Annotated in this window: 19 protein-coding genes, 12 tRNA genes and 1 rRNA gene; 1 reads left to right on the top strand and 31 read right to left on the bottom strand. The window is 50.2% G+C overall.

Going from position 1 to position 26394, the window contains the following annotated elements; genetic code table 11:
• Positions 1 to 45: 45 nt before the first annotated feature.
• The 17 genes from FGI41_RS18205 to rnhA form a co-directional block, all read right to left on the bottom strand.
• Positions 46 to 1062 (bottom strand): LacI family DNA-binding transcriptional regulator, encoded by a 1017-nt coding sequence (locus FGI41_RS18205; RefSeq protein WP_139491769.1) that lies wholly within the window; start codon positions 1060 to 1062, stop codon positions 46 to 48.
• 11 nt (positions 1063 to 1073) lie between these two features.
• Positions 1074 to 1901: a carbohydrate ABC transporter permease gene (locus FGI41_RS18200; protein ID WP_255298526.1), complete on the bottom strand. Its 828-nt coding sequence runs from the start codon at positions 1899 to 1901 to the stop codon at positions 1074 to 1076.
• On the bottom strand, positions 1898 to 2887 hold the full coding sequence (locus tag FGI41_RS18195) for a carbohydrate ABC transporter permease (RefSeq protein WP_438358039.1): 990 nt from the start codon (positions 2885 to 2887) through the stop codon (positions 1898 to 1900). Before FGI41_RS18195 ends, FGI41_RS18200 begins: the two co-directional genes overlap by 4 nt.
• Before the next feature lie 73 nt (positions 2888 to 2960).
• Entirely contained in the window at positions 2961 to 4271 is a 1311-nt protein-coding gene (locus FGI41_RS18190; protein WP_255298525.1) for an ABC transporter substrate-binding protein, read from the bottom strand.
• Positions 4272 to 4335: 64 nt separating this feature from the next.
• On the bottom strand, positions 4336 to 5700 hold the full coding sequence (locus tag FGI41_RS18185) for a GH1 family beta-glucosidase (RefSeq protein WP_139491768.1): 1365 nt from the start codon (positions 5698 to 5700) through the stop codon (positions 4336 to 4338).
• A 195-nt stretch (positions 5701 to 5895) separates the two neighbouring features.
• Positions 5896 to 8985 carry a glycosyl hydrolase gene (locus FGI41_RS18180; protein WP_139491767.1) on the bottom strand — a complete coding sequence of 1030 codons (3090 nt, stop codon included), beginning with the start codon at positions 8983 to 8985 and terminating at the stop codon, positions 5896 to 5898.
• A gap of 309 nt (positions 8986 to 9294) precedes the next feature.
• Positions 9295 to 9930 (bottom strand): hypothetical protein, encoded by a 636-nt coding sequence (locus FGI41_RS18175; RefSeq protein ID WP_139491766.1) that lies wholly within the window; start codon positions 9928 to 9930, stop codon positions 9295 to 9297.
• Between the two features lie 18 nt (positions 9931 to 9948).
• A complete protein-coding gene (locus FGI41_RS25640; protein ID WP_139491765.1) occupies positions 9949 to 12081 on the bottom strand; it encodes an alpha/beta fold hydrolase in 2133 nt (710 codons plus the stop codon).
• A gap of 779 nt (positions 12082 to 12860) precedes the next feature.
• Positions 12861 to 14021, bottom strand: a complete 1161-nt coding sequence (yhbH, locus tag FGI41_RS18160) for a sporulation protein YhbH (RefSeq protein ID WP_139491763.1) — start codon at positions 14019 to 14021, stop codon at positions 12861 to 12863.
• Positions 14022 to 14036: 15 nt separating this feature from the next.
• Positions 14037 to 15935 carry a PrkA family serine protein kinase gene (locus tag FGI41_RS18155; protein ID WP_139491762.1) on the bottom strand — a complete coding sequence of 633 codons (1899 nt, stop codon included), beginning with the start codon at positions 15933 to 15935 and terminating at the stop codon, positions 14037 to 14039.
• A 586-nt stretch (positions 15936 to 16521) separates the two neighbouring features.
• Entirely contained in the window at positions 16522 to 17265 is a 744-nt protein-coding gene (locus FGI41_RS18150; protein WP_139491761.1) for an HAD family hydrolase, read from the bottom strand.
• 196 nt (positions 17266 to 17461) lie between these two features.
• Positions 17462 to 17932 carry a tRNA (uridine(34)/cytosine(34)/5-carboxymethylaminomethyluridine(34)-2'-O)-methyltransferase TrmL gene (trmL, locus tag FGI41_RS18145; protein ID WP_139491760.1) on the bottom strand — a complete coding sequence of 157 codons (471 nt, stop codon included), beginning with the start codon at positions 17930 to 17932 and terminating at the stop codon, positions 17462 to 17464.
• A 266-nt stretch (positions 17933 to 18198) separates the two neighbouring features.
• Entirely contained in the window at positions 18199 to 19233 is a 1035-nt protein-coding gene (locus tag FGI41_RS18140) for an amidase domain-containing protein (RefSeq protein ID WP_255298524.1), read from the bottom strand.
• A 156-nt stretch (positions 19234 to 19389) separates the two neighbouring features.
• Positions 19390 to 20412, bottom strand: a complete 1023-nt coding sequence (locus FGI41_RS18135) for an NAD-dependent epimerase/dehydratase family protein (protein WP_139491759.1) — start codon at positions 20410 to 20412, stop codon at positions 19390 to 19392.
• Between the two features lie 87 nt (positions 20413 to 20499).
• Positions 20500 to 21042, bottom strand: coding sequence for a methylated-DNA--[protein]-cysteine S-methyltransferase (locus tag FGI41_RS18130; protein ID WP_139491758.1), 543 nt, complete (start codon positions 21040 to 21042; stop codon positions 20500 to 20502).
• 30 nt (positions 21043 to 21072) lie between these two features.
• Positions 21073 to 22263: a tRNA epoxyqueuosine(34) reductase QueG gene (gene queG / locus FGI41_RS18125; protein ID WP_438358037.1), complete on the bottom strand. Its 1191-nt coding sequence runs from the start codon at positions 22261 to 22263 to the stop codon at positions 21073 to 21075.
• Positions 22224 to 22658, bottom strand: coding sequence for a ribonuclease HI (gene rnhA / locus FGI41_RS18120; protein WP_139491757.1), 435 nt, complete (start codon positions 22656 to 22658; stop codon positions 22224 to 22226). Before rnhA ends, queG begins: the two co-directional genes overlap by 40 nt.
• A gap of 166 nt (positions 22659 to 22824) precedes the next feature.
• On the opposite strand from rnhA, the gene FGI41_RS18115 reads away from it, so the two are divergent.
• On the top strand, positions 22825 to 23502 hold the full coding sequence (locus FGI41_RS18115) for a B3/B4 domain-containing protein (protein WP_139491756.1): 678 nt from the start codon (positions 22825 to 22827) through the stop codon (positions 23500 to 23502).
• Positions 23503 to 23549: 47 nt separating this feature from the next.
• On the opposite strand, the gene FGI41_RS18110 is transcribed toward FGI41_RS18115, so the two are convergent.
• From FGI41_RS18110 to FGI41_RS18045, 14 genes are all read right to left on the bottom strand, one after another.
• A complete protein-coding gene (locus FGI41_RS18110; protein WP_139491755.1) occupies positions 23550 to 24872 on the bottom strand; it encodes a purine/pyrimidine permease in 1323 nt (440 codons plus the stop codon).
• Positions 24873 to 25052: 180 nt separating this feature from the next.
• Positions 25053 to 25135, bottom strand: a tRNA-Leu gene (locus FGI41_RS18105).
• A 115-nt stretch (positions 25136 to 25250) separates the two neighbouring features.
• Positions 25251 to 25325: transfer RNA gene (locus FGI41_RS18100), tRNA-Cys, on the bottom strand.
• Between the two features lie 10 nt (positions 25326 to 25335).
• Positions 25336 to 25411 (bottom strand) — tRNA-Gly (locus tag FGI41_RS18095).
• Positions 25412 to 25420: 9 nt separating this feature from the next.
• Positions 25421 to 25496: transfer RNA gene (locus tag FGI41_RS18090), tRNA-His, on the bottom strand.
• Positions 25497 to 25516: 20 nt separating this feature from the next.
• Positions 25517 to 25590 (bottom strand) — tRNA-Trp (locus FGI41_RS18085).
• A 6-nt stretch (positions 25591 to 25596) separates the two neighbouring features.
• A tRNA-Phe gene (locus tag FGI41_RS18080) sits at positions 25597 to 25669 on the bottom strand.
• A 14-nt stretch (positions 25670 to 25683) separates the two neighbouring features.
• Positions 25684 to 25760: transfer RNA gene (locus FGI41_RS18075), tRNA-Asp, on the bottom strand.
• A gap of 30 nt (positions 25761 to 25790) precedes the next feature.
• Positions 25791 to 25867 (bottom strand) — tRNA-Met (locus FGI41_RS18070).
• A 12-nt stretch (positions 25868 to 25879) separates the two neighbouring features.
• Positions 25880 to 25955, bottom strand: a tRNA-Val gene (locus FGI41_RS18065).
• Between the two features lie 6 nt (positions 25956 to 25961).
• Positions 25962 to 26038 (bottom strand) — tRNA-Glu (locus FGI41_RS18060).
• Between the two features lie 14 nt (positions 26039 to 26052).
• Positions 26053 to 26145 (bottom strand) — tRNA-Ser (locus FGI41_RS18055).
• A gap of 5 nt (positions 26146 to 26150) precedes the next feature.
• Positions 26151 to 26225 (bottom strand) — tRNA-Asn (locus tag FGI41_RS18050).
• 59 nt (positions 26226 to 26284) lie between these two features.
• Positions 26285 to 26394: ribosomal RNA gene (locus FGI41_RS18045) — 23S ribosomal RNA — on the bottom strand; the annotation flags it as partial.

The following is a 26394-nucleotide window of genomic DNA, read 5'->3' as shown; positions in this document are numbered from 1 at the left end:
ATGATCGAAAACCTCATTTATCTTGTTTGATCTGCCGAGTCCGATCTACCTCGCCCCGCACGTTTTACGCACGGCCAGCTCCGGCTCCACCATCACCGCACTCGACTCCATCTTGCCATCGATCAGGTCAGACAGCATATAAGCCGCCAGTTTGCCCATCTTCACTTTATCCTGTCTGACCGTGGTCAGCGGCGGGTCAATATAGCGGCACGCATCAATATCATCACAGCCGATGATCGCCACATCCTCTGGAATTCTAAGCCCGCTCTCCTTGATCGCCCGGATCGCACCGAATGCCATCAGGTCAGAGGCGGCAAACACCGCTTGTGGCAACTCTTCTCCACCGAGCAGCTTTTTCATCGCCCGATAACCGCTCTCCTCGAAGAAATCCTCGCCATGCACAATCCAATCCTCACGCACAGTCAGACCATACTCCCGAAGCGACTGCCTGAATCCATCTGTCCGAAGACCCGCGATCACCGCATTGGGATTGCCGCCGATATGCGCGATCTCCCGATGACCCAGGAGATAGAAGTGCTCTACCACCTTGGAGCTCACCTTGTAGTTGTCTGTCATCAGATAGCCCGATTTGTTGCCAGACAGCACGATATCTACACCGATACACGGAATCTCGCTGGCATCCAGATCATGGATCGACGGCTCGATCTCATCCCCGTTGATGATGATACAGCCATCCACCTGATAGTAGCGGCAGCGGGCCAGATAGTCCTCCTGATGCGCATGGAACTGCTCATTGGAGAAAAACAGCAGATCGTATCCGAGTCCGCCAATCGTCTTTTTGAACGAATTCATGATCTCGATAAAAAACGGGTTATTAAAATCCACATTCACTTTTCCCGCAAAAATCACGCCGATCAGGTTGGACTTCTTGGTAGCGAGCGTCTGTGCGGAATAAGTCGGGCGGTATCCCTGCTGCTCCATGATCTCCAGCACCCGTTTGCGAGTGGCTTCGCCTACATCCTCGTAGTTATTGATGATTTTGGAGACCGTCGCGGGAGATACCCCTGCCAGTTTGGCTATATCTTTAATCGTTATTTTCATCGTCCGACTCCTTATTTGACTGCCCCTTGCGTTAACCCAGAGATAAAGAACTTATTGAACACGACGAACACCACAATTAATGGCACGGTCGCCCAAAATGTTCCTGACAATATCATACCATAATCCCGGACGTATACGTCGTTTAACGAACGAATTGCCACCTGAATCGTCTGGAACGACGGGTCTCTGAGCACGGTTACCGGCCACAGGAAATCATTCCACGTCTGCATGAACGTCACAATCCCCAATGTCGCAAAGGCAGGCAGGATCGCCGGCACGACGATGTTCCAATAGATCCGAAAATGACTGCACCCATCGATTTTGGCCGCCTCGATGATCTCCTCTGGCACCGCCTCTGCGATATACTGCCGCATCCAGAAGATCCCGAACGCATTCACCAGCCCCGGTACGACCAGTGCCTTCAGATCATTGAGCCAGCCCAGCTTCGTGATGATAAAATACGAAGGCACCAACCCCAGCTGTGTCGGAATCATCATCGTCACCAGTATAGCGCCAAACAGCACCGTCCGCCCCGGAAACTTGATCTTGGCGAACGCATACCCCGCGAGCGAACACAAAAACAGTACACCGATCGTCACCAGAATCGACACGATAAACGAGTTCGCCAGCGCCGGAAAAAAGCGTATCTGCTCCAGCACATGCGCAAAATTCACCGCCAGCTGATCCCCCGGCAGAGCGGCAGGCGGCACCTGGTTAATCGCTTCCTTGGAGTTGGTCGCCATGACGAACATCCAATAAAACGGGAACAGCGACAACAACGCTCCAACGAACAACAACAGATAGACAATCGATTTCGCCCAATTGATTTTTCCGATCACACCGCTTCCCCCCGCTTTTTCGCCGCTCGGGCCGCTTTACCCAGCTGCCCCGCTCTTCCCGTCCGATTGGTCAGCACGTAATTGAGCACCGTGAACACTATTATAATGAAGAAAAGCAATACCGCCGTCGCCGAAGCCGTCCCGAATGCATTGTTGCGGAAGGCCTCCCGGTACAGGTACAAGACGACCGTCATCCCCTCTTCCCCGACATCCCCCAGCCGACCGAAGAACACCAGCGGCTCGACGAACAGCTGCCAAGCCCCAATCGTCGACAAGAACGTGGTAAACAGAATCACCGGCTTGAGCAACGGCAAGGTGATATACCAGATCTGCTGTCGGGTACTCGCCCCATCGATGCGTGCTGCTTCATACAGATCATTCGGAATGCTTTGCAAGCCCGCGAGAAAAATAATCGTATTATAGCCAAGCCACCGCCAGAAAACCATCGTGGAAATCGCCACCTTCACACCCCACTCAGAGGTGTTCCAGCTGATCGGCCCTACGCCGAATACCCCAAGCAGCGTGTTCATCAACCCCGACGGCTGATTGCTGAAAATCACGCTAAACACAATCGCCACTGCCAAGATCGAGGTCACATACGGCATGAAAAAAGCAACCCGGAAAAAACTCTTGAAGCGGATCAAGGCCGAATTCAGCGCATATGCCAAAACCATCCCGACCAAAATCTGCGGAGCCGTCCCGAGCAGCCCCATGATCAACGTATTGTAGATGGATTTCCAAAACAGCGGGTCTTCAATAATAAAACGAAAGTTCTGCCAGCCTACATATCTCATCTCACCAATGCCGCTGAATTTTTGAAATGCCAGATAAAAGCTGAACAGCATCGGAAACAAGCCAAAAATCGCAAAGAGAATAAAAAACGGGGAGATGGACAAATAGCCAAAGACCATATCCTTCCTCGCCTCTGTCATCCAACGCCCCGGTTTGGTGCGCACAGGCATCGTCTGTGTGTTTCTCTCGATCACGCTCAAGGTTTTTCGCCTCCTATCTGAAATCGGGTATGGCCGCTATACCAACCATACCCGCTCCGATTCTGTACTATTTACGTTCCAGCTGCTGCTTCACGCGGGCAATTGCCTCGCTCCACTCTTGTTCTGGGTCAGATTTTTTGCTCTGTACATTTTGAAGCGCTTTCAAAATCTCGCCTTGGACGATCGAGAAGTTCTCGCCGTAGTAGACGTTCTTCACTTTTTTCGCGGCTTCACTCATGATCTGTGCCGTGTGCTGACCGCCGAAGTATTCATCCGTGTAGTCTTTGAATTTGGACTCGTCGTAGACAGCGGTTGCGGACGGGAAGAGACCTTGGTCGAGGAAGGATTTGTACTGATTGTCAGGAGAGGTGATCCACTTGATGAACTCATAGGCTTCTTTTGGATGCTTCGATTCCTTGGTGATCACGAGGTAAGAGCCTCCCCAGTTGCCTGCCCCCTCTGGCATCTGCGTGATCGCCCACTTGCCCTTGGCGTCTGGTGCGTTGCCTTTGATATTGCCTTGCATCCATGATGCGCCGAGCAGTGTCGCATAACCGCCGTCTGCCATCGCTGCCCCCCACTCTGGTGTCCACAGGGCCAGATTGCCGAGCACGCCGTCTTGGATCAGCTTGGCTGTGTAGTCATACGCCTTTTTCATCGCTGGATTCTTCTCGACGATCAGATTGTTTGCACGGTCAAAATACATCTCAGGAGCTTGGTCGCGCAGTGCGTTGTAGATCAGCTCTACGTTGTCAGTCATCGGTTTGCCTGTTTTTTCTTTGATCGTGCGTGCTGCATTGGCGAAATCGTCCCATGTCTTGATCTGCTCTGCCACTTTTTCTGGATCGCTCGGTAAGCCTGCTGCCTCAAAAATATCTGTGCGATAGTACATCACGGTCGGCCCGATGTCAGTCGGCAGTCCGAACAGGAAGCTGTGGTCGGCACTCTCGCCTACACTCCATTTCCAGTCAAGATAGTTGGACTGCAGATCCTTCGCCCCCATCTCATACAGGTTGACGAAACGATCCTGTGCCCCGCGGTATTTTTCGATGAAGCCTACTTCTACCATCGCGATGTCAGGTGCGCCACTGCCTGCGGAGATGGCGGTGAACAGGTTGTTGTGGTGGTCGTTGAAGTCAGAGGTGCTGATCTGGATTTTGACATTTGGGTGATCCTTCATGTATTCTTCTGCCAGCTTTTCGTAGCCGGTACTGCCGAACTGGCCCATTTTGAGCTCGATGACTTCTTTTCCGCCTTCTGTGGTGGCTGTCTGACCGGAGCCTGTGCCAGAGTTGCTGGTTGGAGCGGTACTGCACGCAGTCAGGCTCGCCGCCATGACGAGAGACATTCCTGTAGCTGCCCATTTTTTTGTAATCATCTGTGTTTTCCCCCTTTTGGTATCTGTGCGTAACAAGTTCGATGGAGTCAGAAACAACGGACGATTACAGCCCATTGTTCCTGATCACGTCTCTGAACCAATACGCGCTCTTCTTCGGTGTGCGCTTCTGTGTCTCGTAATCCACATGAACGATGCCGAACCGCTTGTCATAGCCGAAAGCCCATTCGAAGTTATCCAAGAGCGACCAGACATAGTAGCCGCGCAGATCGACGCCGTCCTCAATCGCCTGATGGCAGGCGGCCAGATGCTGGTGCAGATAATCGACCCGCTCATCGTCGTTGACTTGTCCGTCTGCGTCTACATGATCCGGATACGCCGCACCATTCTCCGTGATATAGAGCGGTACATCACCATAATCCCGCTTGATCCGGGTCAGCAGATCATACAGCCCCTCCGGCTGGATCTCCCAGCCCATGTCGGTAACCACTCTGCCTGTCGATACCCCTCTGACTCCCAGAAAAGCATTCGCCCCTGTCAATCCTGCCTCCCCTGACTCAGCAGGCTCCATATGTGCCGTGGAATAGTAGTTCAGCCCGAGGAAATCGATCGGCTGGGCGATCTGCTGCAAGTCACCTTCCTTAATGAAGCTCACCGGCTGGTAGCGCTCGTACGCATCGATCATGTCTTGGGGATACGCCGCCTTGAACACCGGATCGCAGAACCATCTGTTGAGAAAGCCATCCCAGAGTCTTGCAGCCCGCTCGTATGCTTCTCCCTCTTTTGCCGGATACGTCGAGTTCATATTAAGCGTAATCCCGATCCGGCTGTCCGGGTTTCGGTTGAGTTCGCGGAAGGAGGCGACCGCCTTGCCATGTGCGAGCAGCAGATGGTGCGCCGCTTGGAAATGGGCGTACATGTCGGTATACCCCGGTGCATGCTCCCCGCTGCCATATCCCAGATACGAAACCACCCACGGCTCGTTCAGGGTGATCCACGACGGTACCACATCCCCAAACTCGGTAAACATCCGGTTCGCGTATTCGAGATAGTACTCCGCCATATCCCGGTTCATCCAGCCGCCCCGATCCTGCATCGCCTGCGGCAAATCCCAGTGGTACAGCGTGATCGCCGGTGTAATCCCGTTCGTCATCAGGGTATCAATCACCCTTTTATAAAAATCCAGCCCCTTCTGGTTAACCGCCCCTGTCCCCTCCGGAAAAATCCGTGGCCAGCTGACCGAAAAACGGTAGGATGCCAGATTCAGCTCTTTCATCAGTTGGATATCTTCTTCGTAACGGTGGTAATGATCACAAGCCACATCCCCTGTATCTCCATTGGCTACGCGCCCTGGCATGCGGCTGAACCGATCCCAGATCGACTCCCCCTTGCCGTCTGCTCTCGCTGCTCCTTCGATCTGGTACGACGCTGTGGCCGATCCCCACGTAAAATGTTTCGGAAATCTTTTCACGATTCATCCTCCCATCCCACTTCTGTTTCGAAAACGGTTTCGTAAATCCATCATACTCATCCCATAATTTTACGTCAATACCTTTGTCAGAATATTTGCCTATAAACTGCAAAACGCACGGGATCATTGTGATTCCGTGCGTTCCACCTCTTTTTTGTGTATACGAAACGCCTTTACGAATGATGTAATCTGGACTTACTTAAATGGGATGACGAGCTTGGATTGGTTGCCATTGGTGGACGTGGCATCAGTACGGATCGTGTTGGTCGTACCGTTGCCGATCGCACTCCACAGCTCCACACGTACTTTACCATTCACCAAGTTGGCAAATGATCCGGTCGCAGACTGCAATCCTCTGGTCTGGTTGTAGTCCTCCAGCCCAGTGATATCGTTGGTGGCAAAATAGTTGTAGGTCTCCAGACGGTCATACGTGCCATCTCCCGTGAAATCGTAGGAGACGCGCACTTGCAGACCATTGCCCACAGACGCGCCGGAGTCGACGAAGAAGTTAAACGCAGTTGCCTTCGTGCTGTCATATGTGCCGTTCACCCCGCTGATCGTATACACGTTAGGGGTATGCACAACACCATCGTAGTTCTGCCCGCCTGCTGTCGCGACGGTATCGGTATTCGCCCCTGTACCAGCCGAAGTCGAAAGCGTACCGGTCGCCGTAGAAGAAGCCCCGTCACGCACATACAGCACATTGGACGTAGGTGTAACCGCTCCAGCATCCGTCGTAACTGTCACCGCATTGCTTGCCGCCGACACATTGCCCGCCGCATCCTTCGCCTTGACGGTATACGTGTACGCCGTGCTGGCTGCCAGACCGCTGTCTGTATAGCTCGTGCCACTCGTGCTGCCGACAAAAGTGGAGCCACGGTACACATCATAGCCCGACACCCCTACGTTGTCCGTAGAAGCAGACCAAGAGAGAGACACAGATGACGAGGTTTTCCCTGTGGAGACCAGATTGCCCGGTGCCGTAGGTGCAGTCGTATCCCCTGGTGTTCCCCCGCCGCCGGAGCCGTTGCCGATGTTGAAGCTGTTCGGGTTCACCGTAATAGACTTGCCGTCGGAGAAGGTCACGGTTTTGGTCGTGTTGGTCATGTTGTAGGCGATATAGGTTTTCACGCCGTTTTTGTTAAAGACCGCATACAGCGGGTAGTTGGCGGTTACGGTGGTGTCTACTTTTCCGAGGTTGTTGAGGTTGTGAATCCAGTGGTAGGTGTGGGCCTTGCTGTTGCCCTCCTCCGGCTTCAACACACTGGCACGGGCATTGAACATGTTAATCGCCTCGGTTGGATTCTCCAGCGCGCGGTACATGTAGATCAGGTCTTCCCACGCGTCAAAATTCGTCCCGCCATTCTCCGCTACCAGCGCATCATAGTTCTTCTTCACGTAGGCTGGGTTGTGTCCAAGATAGAGAGACCCCGCTGTAATCGGCAGATAGTTAATCCCGTGCACCTGCTCTGGATTCGCGGTAAACCACGTACCATTCGCCCCTTTTCCACCCCAGATCATCGTGACGACAGACGGCGTGTAGGACGGATGGTGGTTCTGGTCATTGATATCAAACCAGTATTCATTGATCGCATTCATCTCAGTCGTGTACAGATAGATCCCAAGGTCACGAATCTGCGTATTGCCTGTCGCCTCGCCCCACAGGATCAGCCCCGTCCATGCGTTCATCGCTTCGGAGGAGGATTCGTTGTTGTTGCCATCATGGAATTTGCCATGCCCAGCCGCCCACGAATGCCCGGCGAAAATATCAAAATTGCGCAGATACGGCAGCATCGAATCATTTCGGTTCCAGTTGGCCGTGTCACGGATTAATAGATTAATCATGCTACCCCAGTTGGCATCCGTTCCCCACGTCTTGTCGATACGCGCCAGCTCAGCCGCCGCCTTGATGAAATACCCATAGTGGAAATGGTGGTCATTCAGCTCTGCCGCACTGCCGTAGCTGTCTGGATACCCGATGACCGTCCCCCAGTTGTTGTTGTAGTAGAACACATTCTGCGTCTTCAGATTGCCAGCCGAGTCACTCGCCTTCAGCCAGCTTTGCAGACGGTTCTTGATCTCCGTACGGAACTTATTCGCCGCCGTCGTATCCCCCACCTGATCCGCAATCGGTGCAAGCACAGCCAGCTGCCCCAGACGTTTGCCCACCCAGTAGGTGTCACCCGCTCCCGTATAGGTAGCCGCTTCCTCCTGGTCGATATATCCGGCAAGCTGTGTCTTGTTGTACGAGCCCAGATCAGGCATAGATGGCAGGACGCCGTTGTACTTCATTTTGGTAGTAAAAGAAGACCCCTCGCCCAGCTTCATCGTGCCGCGCACAGAGTTGTAGGTGTAACCCAGCAAAGAGCTGGTCGCATTCTTCCACTGGTGCGGATAGAGCGAGTAGATCGTGCCCGTCTGCGTACCTTCTTTGGCCTGCGTGGTGTAGGTATAGGTGGTGGTTACGCTGCTGTCGGCTGGGTTGTAGGTGTAATTCGCTTTGGTGTCGGTCACATGCGAGTAAGCGTAGGTCTGGAATTTGGCAAGAGTGGCCGCTGAGTTGTCCGGTAGCACCGCGATGGAAAAATAGTTTCTGCCCGCCGGCATGTTGTTGATGAGCGTATTGCTACCTATACCAGACCAAGTAGAACCAGATGGACCGAATAGCGCATAGTGCCTGCCGTTAATCGTCACGCCCAGCACCGCGCTGCCCGCTGAGCCGGACCAGACTGTCGGTGTGCCTTGGAAGGTCAGCTTCGGATTCCCGCCTGCATAGGTCGCATAGACGTACGGCGAACCGTGCCCGTAGCTGACAGTCAGATTATTGGAACCGCTTGCAGAAACATTTCGGACAAACCAATCACTGAATCCGTCCACCTTGGTGTCGTCAAATGTGGCAACAGCTGTATGCCCGAGGACGAAATCATCATTGGTGTCAGCCGGAATCCAGCCGCAGATGCAGTCGTTGTTGGCGGTGATGGAGTTGCCTGGGTAGAAGATGCGCAGGCCGTCAGATTCGTTGCGCACGGCGAGTGGGTGTGGGTATTGGGCTTCGGAGTATTGTACCCATGCGGCGGAGCTCCACCAGTCGTTGGTTGGCATTTTGCCTGTGACGTTGGCGGTTTTGTAGATGGCGGACTGGACGTTGGTCGCGCCGGGTGGGATGACAGTGGAGTAGCTGCCGGCACCTTGGATGACTTCGCCGGTGAAGGCGGATGTGGTCGCAGGGATGAAGGTGGCTGTGCCGAGGCAGAGGGATAGGGTGGTGGAGAGGATTTTTTTCATGGGGGGTTCACTCCTTATTGGTTGGGGTGGTTTGGAGGTGATTTGGGGTGGAGATGGTCTGCGTTGAGGGTTGTTGGATGGTGTTTCGCGTGATCGTTCTGATTACGTAAGAATTTCTTTTCGAAAATATTTCGGAGATAGATAGTGACCAATTCAAAAATATCGAAAACGATTTCGAAGAGATTATAACCACTTTTTGGTTATTCAGTCAATAATTTATTAACAAATGAAGTGGGCGAATGTATTTTGTGAAAGTAGCTGAAAGACGGTAAAAAAAAGACCAGATGCGTTTATCTGGTCTTTCTTTTCTTACATCTCTATGGCTGTGATCTTTGGCGTAAGTTCATAAGAAAAGCCACTTCTGCCTTGTTGAATCAGGTTTTTTTGGTCGATAACCAGATAGTACTCTTCCCCTTTTTGAACCTTGTATACATGTACCCCACTGTCATTTTCATTTTTGGCACTGACGATCCAACTATCTGGTTTATTATTAAACACATACATAACTACTTGTTCGGTAAAATCATTGGTTGGGCAATCAATGAGTAGAGAACCATCTTGTGGAATCACGATCTTGTATTTGATAATCTCATCGGTTGGATGCTCTGAGTCGATCGTCACCGTTTTATTGATCTCAAGGACCCCACGGACTGGTGCTGTCTGCCATGATTCAAATCTCTTTTGCCCATGCCAATCCTCATATTGAATTTTTCCAATATAGAGTCCAATCATCAAAACAGGTATGAGAATGATGGTAAGAAATACTTTTTCGGAGACCTTAGAATGGATATAGACAAGAAGGAAGTAAAGGATGAGGATGATCATTCCCACGCCTAAGATATACAAAGGTATTACCATTAATATTTCTTGCATAAACAAAGAAGTTATGAGAGCAGCGAGGAGGATAAGACCTGCCAGTACTCCCCCGAATTTATAAGGTGTCATTAGATATGATTCCTCCACTTAGTCTGCTATTAATCCATCGTCACTGCCTGCTAGTATTTCAACGATCTTGGTACGGACTCTTGCTTGCTTTCGCATTTTACTATGATCACCATACACTTCATCAAAAATCAAATAGCGGGAAACCATTGTTACGGAATCAAGTCCACCTCTGATCCCCGAAGATGAGTTATTATAATCGGGTTCATAATCAGACCCTAAAGCTGAATCAATATTGACAGCATGGTCACCTATGTCACTTTGGGATAAGGTACGACCTGCTACTTGGAATTTTTTTCTCACATAAGCATCCCAGCTCTTGGCGTCGGTCGGAACCCCTGTCCCCGTAAAATAAACCCCACGTATTCCAGACGCATAAAAATCATTAAAATCACCTGCAAAACCGCTAAACCCGATATATTTCGTATACGGATGCTTATTCGTCAGCCTATAGTTCTGACTGTTCCACAACTCGCTGCCGAATCTGTACAAATCACCAAAAAACATCAAATCGGAGCCAAAATGAGGCGTCCCCAATGTAACCAATCGATTCACCTTTGAAGAGCCATATAAATTTTCAATATAATAACGCGAAACCAGACCACCCATACTATGCGCCACGATATTTACATTTTTGTACCCAATCACTTTGGCACGCAGCGCACCGATATAATCGGATAAATACTGTGCAGCTATTCTCACACTGCCTCTATTATCATACTCAAAAATAAACAGGTCTTTATTGGGAGTATATGTGCTAAAACGGTCCAGCCATGCCCCTAACTCATCAGCATCACTGTAAGGTCTCGTCAGCAGATTAATAAAATGAACATCAATATTTGAATAAGTAGAGGTTGCCCCAAACGCATAATTCGCCTTCGTAAAGTTCACACCATTTATCGTACCTGCCGTGATTGGTTGCTCGCTGTTGATCCAATCGTTATGAAATCCCCATGTCGTCGAGTTACCATTGAGGCCATGGATGAGGATCGTAGGCGTATTGCCTGATGCCGTGGTGACCGCATTCACCGTGACATACGTAATATCCTCACTCTGATAAACCTCCTCAACGGAGTAAATGGCCTTTTTCATTATCGCTTTCGGACTAGTCGCACGACCTATTGATAAGATCTTCGTTCCCTCGTCCAGATTATTTTCATCCCCTACCGGAAACTTTTCCTCAAACGAAATCGTTCCATCATCTGAAATCGCTGACGCATCAACTTCCAAATTGGCTAGTCCGTTTACTTTCACTTTGCCTTTCAACTTTCCCCTATGCTTTTCTTTATAGGTCCCTTTGTAGTTCTCCTTCGTCGCTTTGAGAGTCGCCTTCCAATCCTTTTTAGAAACGACGACAAACGTGCCACCACCCTGAACGGTTGCGTGGATTTTATTTTGACGCTTGTCAAGTTTTTGGTTTTCAACTAGTTTTAATTCATTTTTCTTTTCATCAAAATAAAAGAGTTGCAAATCTTCTTTTTTGAGCGTCTCCGGGTTGTACGGGATCGTAAGTGTAAAGGTGATTTGCTCATGTAGTGCAAGAATATCAAATGAAACAGAATCTGGAATCTGTTTTGCCAAAAGAATAGGTGTGTCTCTAATCGCGATCTGAAGGGGGATATTAGATGCACCGTATGCTTCTCCTGTAATTCCAAATCGGTTCGTCGGAAGCTGATACGACCGCTCAACATCACCGTCGAGAATGCCGTCATGATCTTCGTCGGCTTCTTTTGGATTCAATTGATACACTTCTGTCTCGATACCGTCTGCTAAGTGATCACCATCTGTATCCAATTGATCTGGTCGCGTGGCATAATTCATAAGCTCTTCATAATCAGAAAGATAGTCGCCGTCTGTATCAGCAGAGATTGCACTTATCCCCAACGTTTGCTCGTCAATATTGATAAGACCATCGTCATCGGTATCTTCATGAGCATCAGAGATGCCGTCGCCGTCCGTATCTTGTGTCTTCGGATTGGTTACCCCGAATTCGAAGTAATCTGTAAGACCGTCTTGATCCGTATCTATTGTTGTATTCAGCAAGGGAGCGGCTGGCCGTGGTTCATCAGCGGTAGCAGCTATAATTGATGTTGCTGATATGGTTGAGCTTAATAAAAGAACTGTACATGCTAGTATGAGTATTTTGAATGGCACCGCCCGCTCTCCTTTCGTGAATCTATTAACACTATTATTTAATTTTATGGAATAGAAATATAGCTGTAATTAATGGCATGGATAAACTGAAAAAAGACCGAACGCCTTCGTGTGCGACTTCGATCTTCCACATGTCTATCAGCCAGTATCAAATTGGTTGGATGGTACAAGGAAAACCCCATGCACGCATGAATCCACGCTTTCGGTAAGAGGTTTTTCACTTATTGCGCGACCTACTTTTAATCACCGACACAATTGCCATGATGAAAAAGAAAAAGCTGAGTATCCAGCCTAGCATGGGTGCATATTCAACTTGGTTTTTCGCTGCCATACCAAGTAAAATGGAACCAATCGCCAAACCGATGAACAGCAAATCATACCTCATTGCATCCCTCTCCATTTCATATTGTCGGAGTTAAAATGATTGGTTATGATGACAAAGACTTGCTGAAGAGAGTTTCGTCTCCACATAAGCTGCTCATTTTAGAGAATCATCCCTCAATCAACGTATACAATTCTAATGGTTAGGAGTTACTCTTCCATGATGTTTGATATGATCCTTGATCTATTCCTGCTGGCAGGGATGATCTTCGCTATCTATATGCTCGTATCCCGAAAATACAAAAATGAATCAGAACAAAAAATTTATGTTTATGGTTCCCTGATTTCCTTAATCGTTTTGATTATTGATGTATTTTATTATTTGGTTTAGTTCCTCTAATTATTAACCTACTCCACGCAAAAAAGACCGAACGCTCCTTCCACGTCCGGTCTTCCCTTCAAGCCTGCACTTCTTTCCTACTAAAGAAATGCTTCAACGCCTTATAAACCTCGCCTTTTTCCCTAATCACCGAATACATAAACTTCGGATCCTTCACATGCTTATACGCCGACATCAACGTACTATGGCGATTGTACTGATTAATCTCCCCATACCCAAACATATTACACCGATCCATTAGCTCCTTCACCAGCTTCAGGCACCGCTCATTATCCGACGTCAGATTATCCCCATCCGAGAAGTGAAACGGATAGATATTGTACTGACTCGACGGATACCGCGCATCAATAATCTCCAGCGCCTTCCGGTAAGCGGAGGAACAGATCGTCCCCCCGCTCTCCCCTTTGGAGAAAAACGCGTCTTCGGTCACTTCCTTGGCCTCGGTATGGTGGGCGATGAACACGATCTCCACCTTTTCATACTTCGTGCGCAGGAAGCGGAGCATCCAGAAAAAGAAGCTGCGGGCGACGTACTTTTCGAAGACGCCCATTGAACCCGAGGTGTCCATCATCGCGATGATCACCGCGTTGGAATGAGGCTTGACGATCTCCTCCCAGGTCTTGAAACGCAGGTCATCGTTGGAGATGCCCAGTTCCAGATCGCTGTAGCCGGCCAAGGCATTGCGGCGGATGGCGGCGAGGAGTGTACGTTTTTTATCGATATTACCCATGAGGCCCTTTTTGCGGATGTCGTTGAAGCGGGTGTCCTCGACGATGATTTGCTGTTCGTCCTTTTGCTGCAGATTGGGCAGTTCCAACTCGGCAAAAAGCATCTGTTCCAGCTCTTCCACCGTGATTTCCGCTTCGAAGTAATCCTGACCGGGCTGATCTCCAGCACCTGGTCCTTTGCCGGGACCTTGTTGCTGGCTCGGGTCTCCGTCTTTGGCGATGACGTCGCCTACCTTGGAGTCACCCTTGCCTTGCCCGGTGTGTTTGCCTTTTTGATAATTGTAGCGAAAACGGTATTCATCAAGCGAGCGGATGGGGATTTTGACGACGTCCCGACCGTTTGACATGATGATGTTTTCTTCGCTGATCAGATCGGAGAGATTCTTTTTGATCGCCTCGCGTACTTTTTCCTGGTGCCGATGCTGGTCTTGATGACCTTTGCGGTGCAGGGACCAGTCTTCCCGCGAGACGACAAACGACGAGTCGTCCATGCTTCCACCTCCTCTCTATCTGTTCAGGAGACTGCCGACGTAGCGGAGGAGTTCGTTTGCCGAGATCGGGGTGTAGCCGTGCTCTTCGACCAGACGGCGGGTAACCTCGTTGATTTTCTTGAGCTGATGCTCATCTGGTGTTTTGCTCGATGTTGTAATTTTCACGACATCTTTGAGGTCAGCGAACAGCTTCTTCTCGATCGCTTCACGCAGTCGCTCATGCATGCGGTAGTCGAAGCGCTTGCCTTTGCGGGCGTAAGCAGAGATGCGGATGAGGATTTCTTCGCGGAAGGCACGCTTCGCATTCTCAGAAATACCGATCTGCTCCTCGATAGAACGCATCAGGCGCTCATCTGGCTCCATCTCCTCGCCGGTGACGGGATCGCGCAGTTTTTGCATATTGCAGTATGCTTCGACGTTGTCGAGATAGTTATCCATGAGGGTTTTCGCAGACTCCTCGTAGCTGTAGACGAACGCTTTTTGAACTTCTTTTTTCGCCAGCTCATCGTACTCTTTGCGGGCGAGGGAGATGAAGTTCATGTAGCGTTCTTTTTGCTCCTTGGTGATCGATGCATGCTGGTCGAAGCCCTCCTTGAGCGAGCGGAGAATATCGAGGGCATTGATGCATTCGGTGTCGCGACGGATGAGTGCACTGGAGATGCGGTTGATGACAAAACGCGGGTCAACACCGGACATCCCTTCGTCTGCGTGTTCGTTGTGAAGCTCCTCTAGGTCAGAGCCTTTGAAGCCTTCGAGGATTTCACCATCGTATAGACGCATTTTCTTGATCAGGTCGACGCCTTGCTTTTTGGATTCTTTGAGTCGGGTGAGGATGGAGAAAATAGCTGCGGTGCGAAGTGCGTGCGGGGCGATATGGACGTGGCCGAGGTCGGATTGTTTGATCAGCTTGGCGTAGATTTTTTCCTCGTCACTGACGCGGAGGTTGTATGGAATCGGCATGACGATCATACGAGACTGGAGCGCTTCGTTCTTTTTGTTGGCAATAAAAGCTTTGTACTCGGTTTCATTGGTATGCGCGACGATCATCTCATCTGCGGAGATAAGGGCAAAACGCCCGGCCTTGAAGTTCCCTTCCTGTGTGAGCGAGAGCAGGTGCCAGAGGAACTTCTCGTCGCACTTGAGCATCTCTTGAAACTCCATCAAACCGCGGTTCGCCTTGTTCAGCTCCCCGTCAAAACGATACGCGCGCGGGTCAGACTCAGAGCCATAACGGGTAATCGTCGAAAAGTCAATCGAACCGGTCAGGTCAGCGATATCCTGGGATTTCGGGTCAGACGGGCTGAATGTCCCCACCCCGACACGCTGTGCTTCCGAGAACAGAATCCGGCTGACCGGGAAGTCTTCAATCCGACCGCCATATTCATTTTCCAGACGCATCCGGTTGTATGGAGTCAGTTCACCTTCAATCTTAATCCCCAGTTCCGCTTCGAATTCTGGACGCAGCTCATTCGGGATGAGATGCAGCGGTTCTTCCTGCATCGGGCAGCCGTCGAGTGCATAGACCGCGCCCTCATCTGTGCGGCTGTATTCTTCGAGACCACGTTTGAGCATGGTGACCAGCGTCGATTTACCGCCACTGACCGGACCCATCAAAAGCAGAATCCGTTTGCGTACATCCAAGCGTCTGGCCGAGGAATGGAAATACTCCTCCACGAGACGTTCAATGGAGCGATCCAAACCGTACATTTCCCGAGAGAAAAACTTATACGACTTCGAACCGTCCTCATTAATTTCAACCCCATGACTTTTGATCATGTTGTAGATACGCGAATGTGCCGTCTGCGCAATCGTCGGGTTTTTACGTACGAGTTCCAGATATTCAGCAAAAGTACCCTTCCACATCAACTTTTCTTCACGGGCCCGGTGCTCTGCAATGCGCCTTAGGATATCCATGCAAGTCACTCCTCCCTCTTTCAGCCCAATAATTACCACCAACAATGTACTTTCATGTATATGTCCCTGCTTAAGATAGCATTACTGATAAGCAGGTCAAGGAGAACTACTTTCCTTTTCTTATGGATATGCAGGCAATACATACATGTTCATCACGGATTCCACATATCTCTAGGTGAATGCAACAAATCTGTCATGGTTAGATGGTAGGCAAATGGGAAAGGCTACGGTATAATGGGGGTAGTCTGGTTTCGAAAGGAGTCTGTTGAAACATGGGTACTTTTATCGTAGCGTTCTGTTTCTGTGCGTTCCTGTTCTTCATTCTCACAGCAGGATATAACGAAGACAAGACCTGGAATCTGTAGGTTTGATCTCGTGTGAATCAAGGGCATCGGCCCTTTTTTCGTTTGTAGCCACACCCCCAATGAAAAAGGCAGACGCCCATGTGGTATCTGCCTTTTTTCTTATGTATTGTAGTTTTTTAGAACCAGCGGGGATGGTTTATCCCTGAGACCATAAGACTGAGGAATCGGGCTGTCTATCCAGGCTGGTATGCAAAATCCGAGCTAAAAGTGGCAATCGTATCCTACGGCGCAAACACACCTGTTCGATTAACGATCGCATTGTACACATCTTCAAACGTCCCCTGCTGATCCACACGGTACAGCGGCTCCCCACGATTTTCCATATAATTCGTCACAAGGAACGTCTTCAACCCCAATTCACCCGCAACCATGTCTTCCTGCATATGATTTCCCACCATGATGCAATCCTCTGGCTTCACGCCCAGCTTGTCGCACACCTCTTGATAGTAGCCCAGATTTGGCTTGGTATAGTGCGCCTCTTCATAGACCGTCACCAGCTCAAACTCATCCGGAGTAAGCCCCAGCCACCCGAGACGGCTGTAGATCGCTTCTTTCGGAAACACCGGGTTGGTCGTCACCGCTACGCGGAAGCCCTGCTCTTTTGCCGCTTCTACGATCTTTTTGCCCCATGGAGACGGGTTGGTCAGATGGGACAAGGTCGGGAAAATCTCGCTGTAAAACGCCTCAAACACCGGCCAGATCGCATCCTTTTCCAATCCACTGTGCGTAAGGAAGTAACGGACGAACACCTCTTCATTGGTCATTTCAGGCTCATCACTTTGGATCATCGCCTTGGTTGCTTCCCACAAAAGCCCGATCAGCTGCTTCGCGTCCATTCGATCTCCTACGTACTTCGCCAGTTCCTTCAAATAGTTTTGGACAAATTCCTCGGTATGCATTTCCAACAAAGTCCCATCCAAATCAAAAAAGATGGTTTTGCCGTTTAGATTCGTTTGTGCAGTCATGGTTTGGTTGCCCCTCTCAATCTTCTCATCATTGTCTCAAGTACCTGACAAGGCCTTGTGTTTTACAGATCCAATCCTTTGGCTCTCCATCAAGCCCCATGCTTCTATCCAACTTCATTTTTTAATCAAAAGCCATCCATTAACCTAATAACTCCGGTTTTCAACCTAACTCCAGTTTTTAATCTAACTCCGTCCCTCAATCCAACCCCGGAAACCCGATCTGCCGCAGCGCCTCAAATGCCACCAGCGCCGCACAGTTAGACAGATTGATCGATCTCGTCGCACCGCCCATTGGAATACGGATGCAATTGTCTCTGTACCGGTCCGTGATCTCACGCGGAAATCCTGACGTCTCTTTGCCCAAAATGATAAAATCGCCATCCTGATAAGATACATCGCTATAAAATTTTTCCCCCCATGTCTCCACGAGGAAAAAACGGTCACGCTTGTCCGCATGCTCCGCCTCAAAATGCTCAAAGCTGTCATAATAATGAATGCTCACCGCATGCCAATAATCCAGCCCCGCCCGTTTCAACGCTTTATCGTCTGTAGAAAATCCCAGCGGCCGGATCAAATGCAGATGAATCCCCGTCGCGGCACACGTCCGCGCAATGTTACCAGTGTTGGCCGGAATAAGTGGTTCGTGCAAAACAATATGTAGTGGCATTGAACTTCGTCTCCTATGGGTTACTCAATCATTTATTATACCGAAAAGTGGGAGGGGAAAGCGAGGGGACAGGTGCAGATGACACAGATTCCCCCATTTTTGAACAGGAAAAAGAAGCGTGACCTGCTTCCGAACTTCTCAGACAGCCACGCTTCTTCATCTTTCCGATCATCTCGGACATGCCGCGCTTCTTCATCTTCCCTAAGACTCGACCGTTAGGGTTACAGTTACATTCCGTCCCTATCTTCTACAACTTTACATCCCACTCACTGCCCGCCCATAATCCGAAACATCCCATACTGCACCTTTGGCGTATACGCAGTCGAATCCTTATACTCCCAATACCTTCTCCTGCTGTTCGTTGTATGAGCATTCACCAGCGGCATGCCGTTCGCATCCTTTGTGACAACATACGTATTATGCTGCCATCTGCCATCTCCGTCAAAGTCATAGCAGATCACGTCACCAGGCTGAAGCATCCTCGGATCATGTACCTGCTTGGCATAGAACGGTGCCTTACCGCTCTTCATCATAAGATAAAGGCTGTGTGCCACCGACCAGCTGTAGCTCCAGTTTTTCCCTCTCATCCACCAGCCACTGCCGCGATTCCCCGTGAAAGTCATCGGAATACCGCCCGCATGCAGACATTGGGAGACAAAATTGGTGCAGTCTACTTCAAACTTCGGATAGGCGGAATTATAGGAATTCCAGTATTGCTCCGCGTAGGCAACTCCACGGGCCCGATTATACCCGCTTAGCCGGACCACTTCCACAGCTTCTGGTTCCGCTGGAGTTGGTGTTGCCGGAACAACTACCCCTGGCCCCGCTGGATTCTGTGTAGGGATCTGTGGATTGTCAGGAGTACCCGCTGCAGTGCCTTCTGCCACCTCTCCTGGCGTTCCTTCCCCTTCCCCTTCCCCTTCTCCTTCACGTCCAGCAGGTCTTCCCCCGCCGAAAATATTGTCAAAGTACCATCCCCACGGCCGTAAAAAAGCCCACGTATCCTCGATCCGCTTCATTCTGACTCTTTGCACCCGCTGATTTTCCTGCACATGCATCTGATCATTCAGCTTGTAATGCAGCTTTTGATGAAGAGACAGCACGGTATCGACGGTGTCATCATCGATCACCTTGGTCTGTAGAGGAACAGCCTGAACCGTGACAGCCAGCGGATTGATTCCACGCGCCTGATGCTGCTCGCGTTCACGGAGCCATCTCTCGTAATCCAAGCGTTTTAAGTGATCATCCGCAAAAAAACGCCCGAGACGCTCCACATCACCGTCTACATATGCTCTGTTCATCTCTTCAAGGTACTCTTTTAGCCGACCTTGCCACGATGTATCCACAGGTTTTTCTCCACCCTTCGTAACATGCGTGAGATAAGCCCTATCGCCGGATAAAAGCTTTCAGACCATATATATGGGGGAGTTTTCATGGAAATGTATAGGGATGGAAATCTATCGTTGCTCGTTCATGCGGATACCCTGACGTTCCTTCCAAGCGTTGAGAACCTTCTGCTCTTTTTCATCTGCAAGCCCGTTGACCCATTCATAATCAGCTGGACGGCTGTTTGCCCAATCCAGTGTGGCCTGAATCGTATCAGCCAGCGGGCGGAACGTCAGCCCTTTTGCCAGGGCTTTGGTGCAATCCACAGCTGTGAATCCCTTGTGTGACTCCTCACTGTGCGGAATCCAGATCGGCAATTCCGTCCATATCCCCACACCCTGCTCCATCAGGAATTCATCACTGGCTTCCACAAAGGTCGCATCACTGCCAGTTACCGCCCTGCACTCTTCTACAAACGTACGATATGGCAAAAGCTGCTCTGGCCCGGTCACATTGTAGACACCGGTCTCCTTCTGTTCCATCATACGGATGGTCCATTCCGCCAGATCTCGTGCATCAATAATTTGAATCGGATGATCATCCAACGTAGGTGTCAGCACTTCCCCACCTCGTGCAACACGGCACGGCCAATATGTAAAACGGTCAGTAGAATCATGCGGTCCAACGATGAGACCGGGTCGGATCACCAGTGCACGACCCGGCATCGCCTGCTCTACAGCCTGTTCACACAATACCTTGAGCGGGCCGTAGGTGTCTCCATTTTTTTCTTCGATCGTCTCATCCTCCAGCTTCCCCACCGGATAAGATTCGTCGATGCCGAGTTTCGAAAAATCAGAATATACAGAGACGCTAGAGACAAAGGTGTAGTGATCCACGCTGTTCGCAAGCAATTCAGCCGACTGACGAACGATACGCGGAAAATACCCGCACGTATCAATCACCGCATCCCAGCGTCTGCCTTTGAGCGCATCCAATCCACCATCACGGTCACCAATCAATTTTTCTACCTGTGGATACAAGCCATCATTCCTCGTCCCACGGTTAAACAGCGTTAGTTCATGACCTCTCCCTACTGCAGCATCTACCATATGACGTCCAAGAAACAGCGTACCTCCGAGAATCAACAGCTTCATTGCTATCCCTCCCAGCTTGTATTTATGTATGTAACAGGGGATTCGATGAAATCCCCGTTGTTAAACCTTATGTTCTTTGGACGAAAACTAATAGGATGCTTTCCTCGTGTTCTGCTTGCCGAGTATGCCTTCGATCTGCAGTAGGGTTTCCTTGATGGAGAGACCCCCGCCATAACCGACAAGCGCACCGTTCGAGCCGATCACACGGTGACAAGGGATGATGATCGGAATCGGGTTATTATGATTCGCTCCGCCAATCGCACGCACGGCTTTGGCCGCGCCAATCCCCAATGCAATATCTTTATAGGAACGAGTCTCCCCATACGGAATCCGCGTCAATTCCGTCCAGACCGCCTTTTGAAACGGTGTGCCATACAAGTCATAACGAATCTCAAACTCTTTACGCTCTCCCCGAAAATACTCTTCCAGCTGCTGCTTGACCTCTTGATTGAGTTCATCGTTCCATTCTATGTTGGCGTCCAACTGCCATTTGCGGCACAGACGCTCCAATGTCATCAGCGAAGATTCCTCCGGGCCAAACTCAATCGCACACAACCCTTGGTCGGTAGAAGCAAGCAATAACGGTCCAATTGGTGATTCCATCGTTGTATAACCAATAACTCGTTTCATGTTTCCCCATCCTCTCACCTTGTCTGTTCGTCACGAATTCGTCTGGTGGATGAACGCAAAACCCTTCTCGATCTCAGCCAACACTTGTGGATCTGTCTCTGTCTCTCTCTGTTTTTCCAAAGCCACCTGTGCCTCTTCCCCGCCGATTTTCCCGACCGCCCAGGCAGCCGTACCGCGGATTACCGCACGAGGATCATTTTTCATTACCTGAATCAGCACAGGAAGTGCACTTTTATCTTTAAAATGGGCCAAAGCCAAAATCGCATTGCGTTGAATCGGCTTCTTTCCCCGCCACGCAGCTGAGGTATGGCCGAATTTTTCTTTGAATTCCTTGTTTCCCATCGTGAGTAACGGCACCAATAACGGTTTAGCTACTTCAGGGTCTGGGGTAAAAGCCGGGTCATACTGTACCTGTTTTTTTCGGTTATGCGGGCATACCGTCTGACAGGTATCACATCCGTACAAGCGGTTGCCGATCTTTGCCCGGTATTGTTCGGGGATGAAGTCCTTCACCTGTGTGAGATAGGCGACACACTTCTGTGCATCCAACTGTCCACCTTGGATCAACGCTCCTGTCGGACATGCCTCCACACACAGATTGCACTCACCGCATCCTTCCTCTACCGGTGTATCAGGAGGAAGCGGCAGATTCGTCAACAATTCCCCCAAAAACACATACGATCCAAGCTCCGGGGTAATCAGCGCACAGTTTTTCCCCACCCAGCCGAGTCCTGCCCTCTCAGCTACAGCCCGATCAGACAACGAGCCGGTATCAACCATCGATTCGATCTCAGCGCCTGGTTCCAGCTGTTTGATGAAGTCGGCTAGCTTTTGCAGCTTATCCCGCAGGACATGGTGATAATCCGTTCCCCATGCCGAACGGCTAAGAATCCCCCGATAAGCTCCCGGCTCATTCTTAGGCGGATTGATCAGCTTGGACGGATACGCCAGCGCAATCGATACCAACGACCTCGCACCGGCTAACGTCAATTCCGGATAGACCCGCTTGTCCAAATCAGGTTCCTCAAAGCCGGATTCATATCCCTTTTCACGATGGCGAACCAATCTCTCTTTTAATTCTATGAACGGGTCTGCCGAAGCAAAACCAATCTTGTCAATGCCAATCTCTTTGGCGTAATCGATGATCGCCTGTTTCGTCTGTTGCCAGTATGCTGCATTTGTCACTTTCGCTGGATCGCCCCCGTGGCCAGTTCGTCGCAACGGTTGTTCCACTCGTTATCGGCGTGGCCTTTTACTTTGACATAGGTGACTTGGTGTGTCTCCATCAGCTTAAGCAGTTCCTTCCATTGATCCTGATTCTCGACAGGCTTCCCCTGGCTGTTTTTCCAGCCTTTTTTCAGCCAGCCTTTGTACCATTCCTGCTGAAAACAATTCACCAGATACGCACTATCACTATATAACGTTACCTTGCACGGCTCTTTTAATATCTTCAATGCCTCGATGGCTGCCTGTAATTCCATACGATTGTTAGTTGTGTTGTCGGCAGAACCTGACATCTCTTTTTTATGCTCTCCATAAAACAGCACGGTCCCCCAGCCACCTGGTCCCGGATTACCCGAGCACGCACCGTCTGTATAAATCGTCACATCTTTCATCTGCCATGTAACCCCCTAGCCATCGTTATCCTCTATTGTACCGAAGGACAGAGACAAGTACAAAAAGAAATTGCATCCTCCTTCGAGCTACTAGCCTGGCTTGTGTTATACTACTAAAAAATGGCTTGAGTTATACCCAATTTTTGACGAAAGGAGCCACCATTTGATGAATGTAAAACTGGATACCTCTGTCCTCGAACGGCTTCCCGAACTTTCACTGGGTGTCATCCAATATGCAGGCATGACCCTTTCAGAATCTCCCAAACTATTGCAAGGACGCATCAACCTATTCCTAGAATCCTTGCGTGTCGATCATGAACTGGCTAAAATCACCGAGATCCCCGGTGTCTTGTATTGGCGGGCCGCCTTCAAACAGTTAGGCATTGACCCGTCCCGCTACCGCCCTTCCTCTGAAGCTCTTCTGCGCCGTGTCCTGCAAGGCAACACGCTGCACTGGTTACATACTGCCGTCGACGTCAACAATTTTCTGTCGGTTCGCTACGCACTTCCCTTTGGCATCTACAACCAGAGCCAAATCAGCGGTCCCATCACCTGCCGCCTCGGTACCGAAACCGATATCTATCCCGCTCTCAACGGGCGCGAGATCAATATGAACGGCAAACTTCTCCTCGCCGACGATCATGGTGCATTCGGTAGCCCCATCGTGGATTCTGTACGCACCAGCGTGGATGATCAGGCAACCAATCTGATCCACGTCATCTTTTTCCACCACAATATAGCTCCTAACGAACGGGAAGAAATCCTCGGTTCCACCGCACGCATGATGACCGAAATCAATGGTGGAGATGTAGTCTTCACAGGATTAGTGACGAATGAAGGCTAGTTTTGGTTGCAAAAAAGGACAGCCCATTTACGAGGCTGTCCTCTTTCTTATGATACCTGCTGCCCTTCTTGATCCTTTTTCACGCGGAACACAACATGCTCCATGAACAGAGCGACCAATACACCTAACAGCAACCCGTTCCCCAGCAAAAAACTCAGCAACGGATGCAGGCTCTGCCACGCTCCCGGCGGTACAAACATAATCCCAATCCCCACCAAAAGCGAGCTGCCAATCACCGTTATCGCCCGCTCATCCAGTTGGATCCGTGCGAAATCCTTCAGCCCAAACCCAAGCAACTGGGTATACGCCACAAACATCGCCGCATAAGCAACCGGAGTCGGCATCGCCGCCAGAACCTGTGACACGGTAGGAAAAATCCCGATCCCCATCATCAATACCATCGCCAAAATAAAAGGAAGCTTAGATGCCAGCTTCGTCGCCTGAATGACCGCTGCCGCCAAGGAAAGCGGAATCATTCCCACTACTCCTGAAAAACCGGCAAGCAAATGGGACACCCCGGTATATACTCCCCCACGATTGTACTGCTTCGAATCAGCAACTTGGTTCACCGCACGCCCCACCACAACCAGACTCGTAATCAAGTTGGTCAATAGTACAAATCCAGTCAACACACACGTCACCAGTATCCCCGCGTCCCAATGAACCGGCCCCCAGAAAAATACCTTAGGCCAGACGACAAGCTCCTGCGCCGGCTTCGGCTGATCTGCCCATCCTAATAACGCATACGCCCCCCAACCAATCACCATGCCCAGTAACACGGCAAAACTGGCCAATCTGGGTATCTGCATAAATAAAATCACCAATGCAATAATCACGACGGACGCCATAGCAATCTCCGGCCGAACCAGCTCAGACTGGTGAAACCCAATTCCAAGCATCCCTTTTACAAATGTACTGCACAACGAAACCGCCAGCAGCGTCATATATGTACCCGTCACAATCGGAGTAAACCACTGTTGAATTCGAGAAATAATCCCCGTCATGCCCAATACCACAAACAGCGCCCCCGCTACAATCAAGCCACCCTGCATCGATTGTCCGATGATACGTGGCTCCAGTCCCATACTGCCCCCGATATTGGCCATGATCAGAAAAATCCCCCACCAAAGACCAGCAGGACCATCCATCATCGGATAACGGTGCCCCAGCCACACTTGCAGCAGAGAGGCCACCCCAATATAAAAAATCGTCTGTTGCATGAATTCGCCTGTCTCACCAGCAGTCAAGCCATAGACATCTCCAATCACGATCGGCACGACAATACTGCTCGACAACGTGACAATTAACCACTGTAACGTCGAGAGAACCGTTACCCCCAATGGAGGCTTATCATATAATCCATACTTCACTTTTTCATCACACTCCGTCCCTCTTACCGCTCCAACAATCCATCAATTATCATGAGAATCATTTTTCCCGTGACCTATCACCCCAGAAAATAAAAAAACACTTACTCTCAAGTCTACAAACTGAAAGGAAGTGAACTCATTTTATCACTAGAATGTATTCGGTTTTGTAACAAATATGTATGGTGCCGGTAGAGGGACTTGAACCCCCACGGTTTCCCTCACGATTTTGAGTCGCGCGCGTCTGCCAATTCCGCCATACCGGCATATTAGATTACGTATAGACCCATGCAATCTTGACTACACTACGAGGTAAGGTACCATTCTTGTTTTTCCGCACCTTCCCCTTACTCGGACACGTTTAGGCGTGTCCCTTTTTTATGGAGGAGGTACCCGGATTCGAACCGGGGGATAAAGGTTTTGCAGACCTGTGCCTTACCACTTGGCTATACCTCCAAGAGATATATGGAGCGGACGAAGGGTCTCGAACCCTCGACCTTCGCCTTGGCAAGGCGACGCTCTACCAATTGAGCTACGTCCGCAAATAAAAATGGGGCGATCGAGGGGATTCGAACCCCCGAGTGCCGGAGCCACAATCCGGTGTGTTAACCGCTTCACCACGACCGCCATAATAAGCTATATTAAATTGGCAGGGGCAGTAGGAATCGAACCCACACCAAAGGTTTTGGAGACCTTCGTTCTACCTTTAAACTATGCCCCTAAAAGGTGGCTCGGGACGGAATCGAACCGCCGACACGAGGATTTTCAGTCCTCTGCTCTACCGACTGAGCTACCGAGCCACTGATTAAATTGATGGCGGAGCTGACGGGACTCGAACCCGCGACCTCCGGTGTGACAGACCGGCGTGAACTCCAACTTCACCACAGCTCCAAATATTTTAAACGTTTCGACAAAATAAATTGGTTGCGGGAGCAGGATTTGAACCTGCGACCTTCGGGTTATGAGCCCGACGAGCTACCGAACTGCTCCATCCCGCGACAATCAAAATATGGTGGAGGCTGACGGGATCGAACCGCCGACCCTCTGCTTGTAAGGCAGATGCTCTCCCAGCTGAGCTAAGCCTCCGAATTATGGTGACCCGTAGGGGATTCGAACCCCTGAATGACAGCGTGAAAGGCTGCTGTGTTAAACCGCTTCACCAACGGGCCACATAAAATATAGATGGCGGACAGGGTGGGATTTGAACCCACGAGACGGTTCAACACCGCCTACACGATTTCCAATCGTGCTCCTTCGGCCACTCGGACACCTGTCCATCTATGGCTCCTCAGGACGGACTCGAACCGCCAGCCTACCGGTTAACAGCCGGTTGCTCCACCATTGAGCTACTGAGGAATATTATGAAGGATGTTGCACCTTCAAAACTGGGTATGCAATACATTAGGCAATGGTTTGTGGATAAGTCCTCGACCGATTAGTACTCGTCAGCTCCACGCGTTACCGCGCTTCCACACCGAGCCTATCAACCTCATCGTCTATGAGGGGTCTTACTAGCTTGCGCTAT

This window comes from Brevibacillus dissolubilis (genome assembly GCF_006170445.1).
In the GTDB taxonomy this organism is placed as follows: Bacteria; Bacillota; Bacilli; order Brevibacillales; family Brevibacillaceae; genus Brevibacillus_B; species Brevibacillus_B dissolubilis.
The sequence above is the reverse complement of the archived record's forward strand: the minus strand, read 5'-3'. Positions and strand labels throughout refer to the sequence as shown.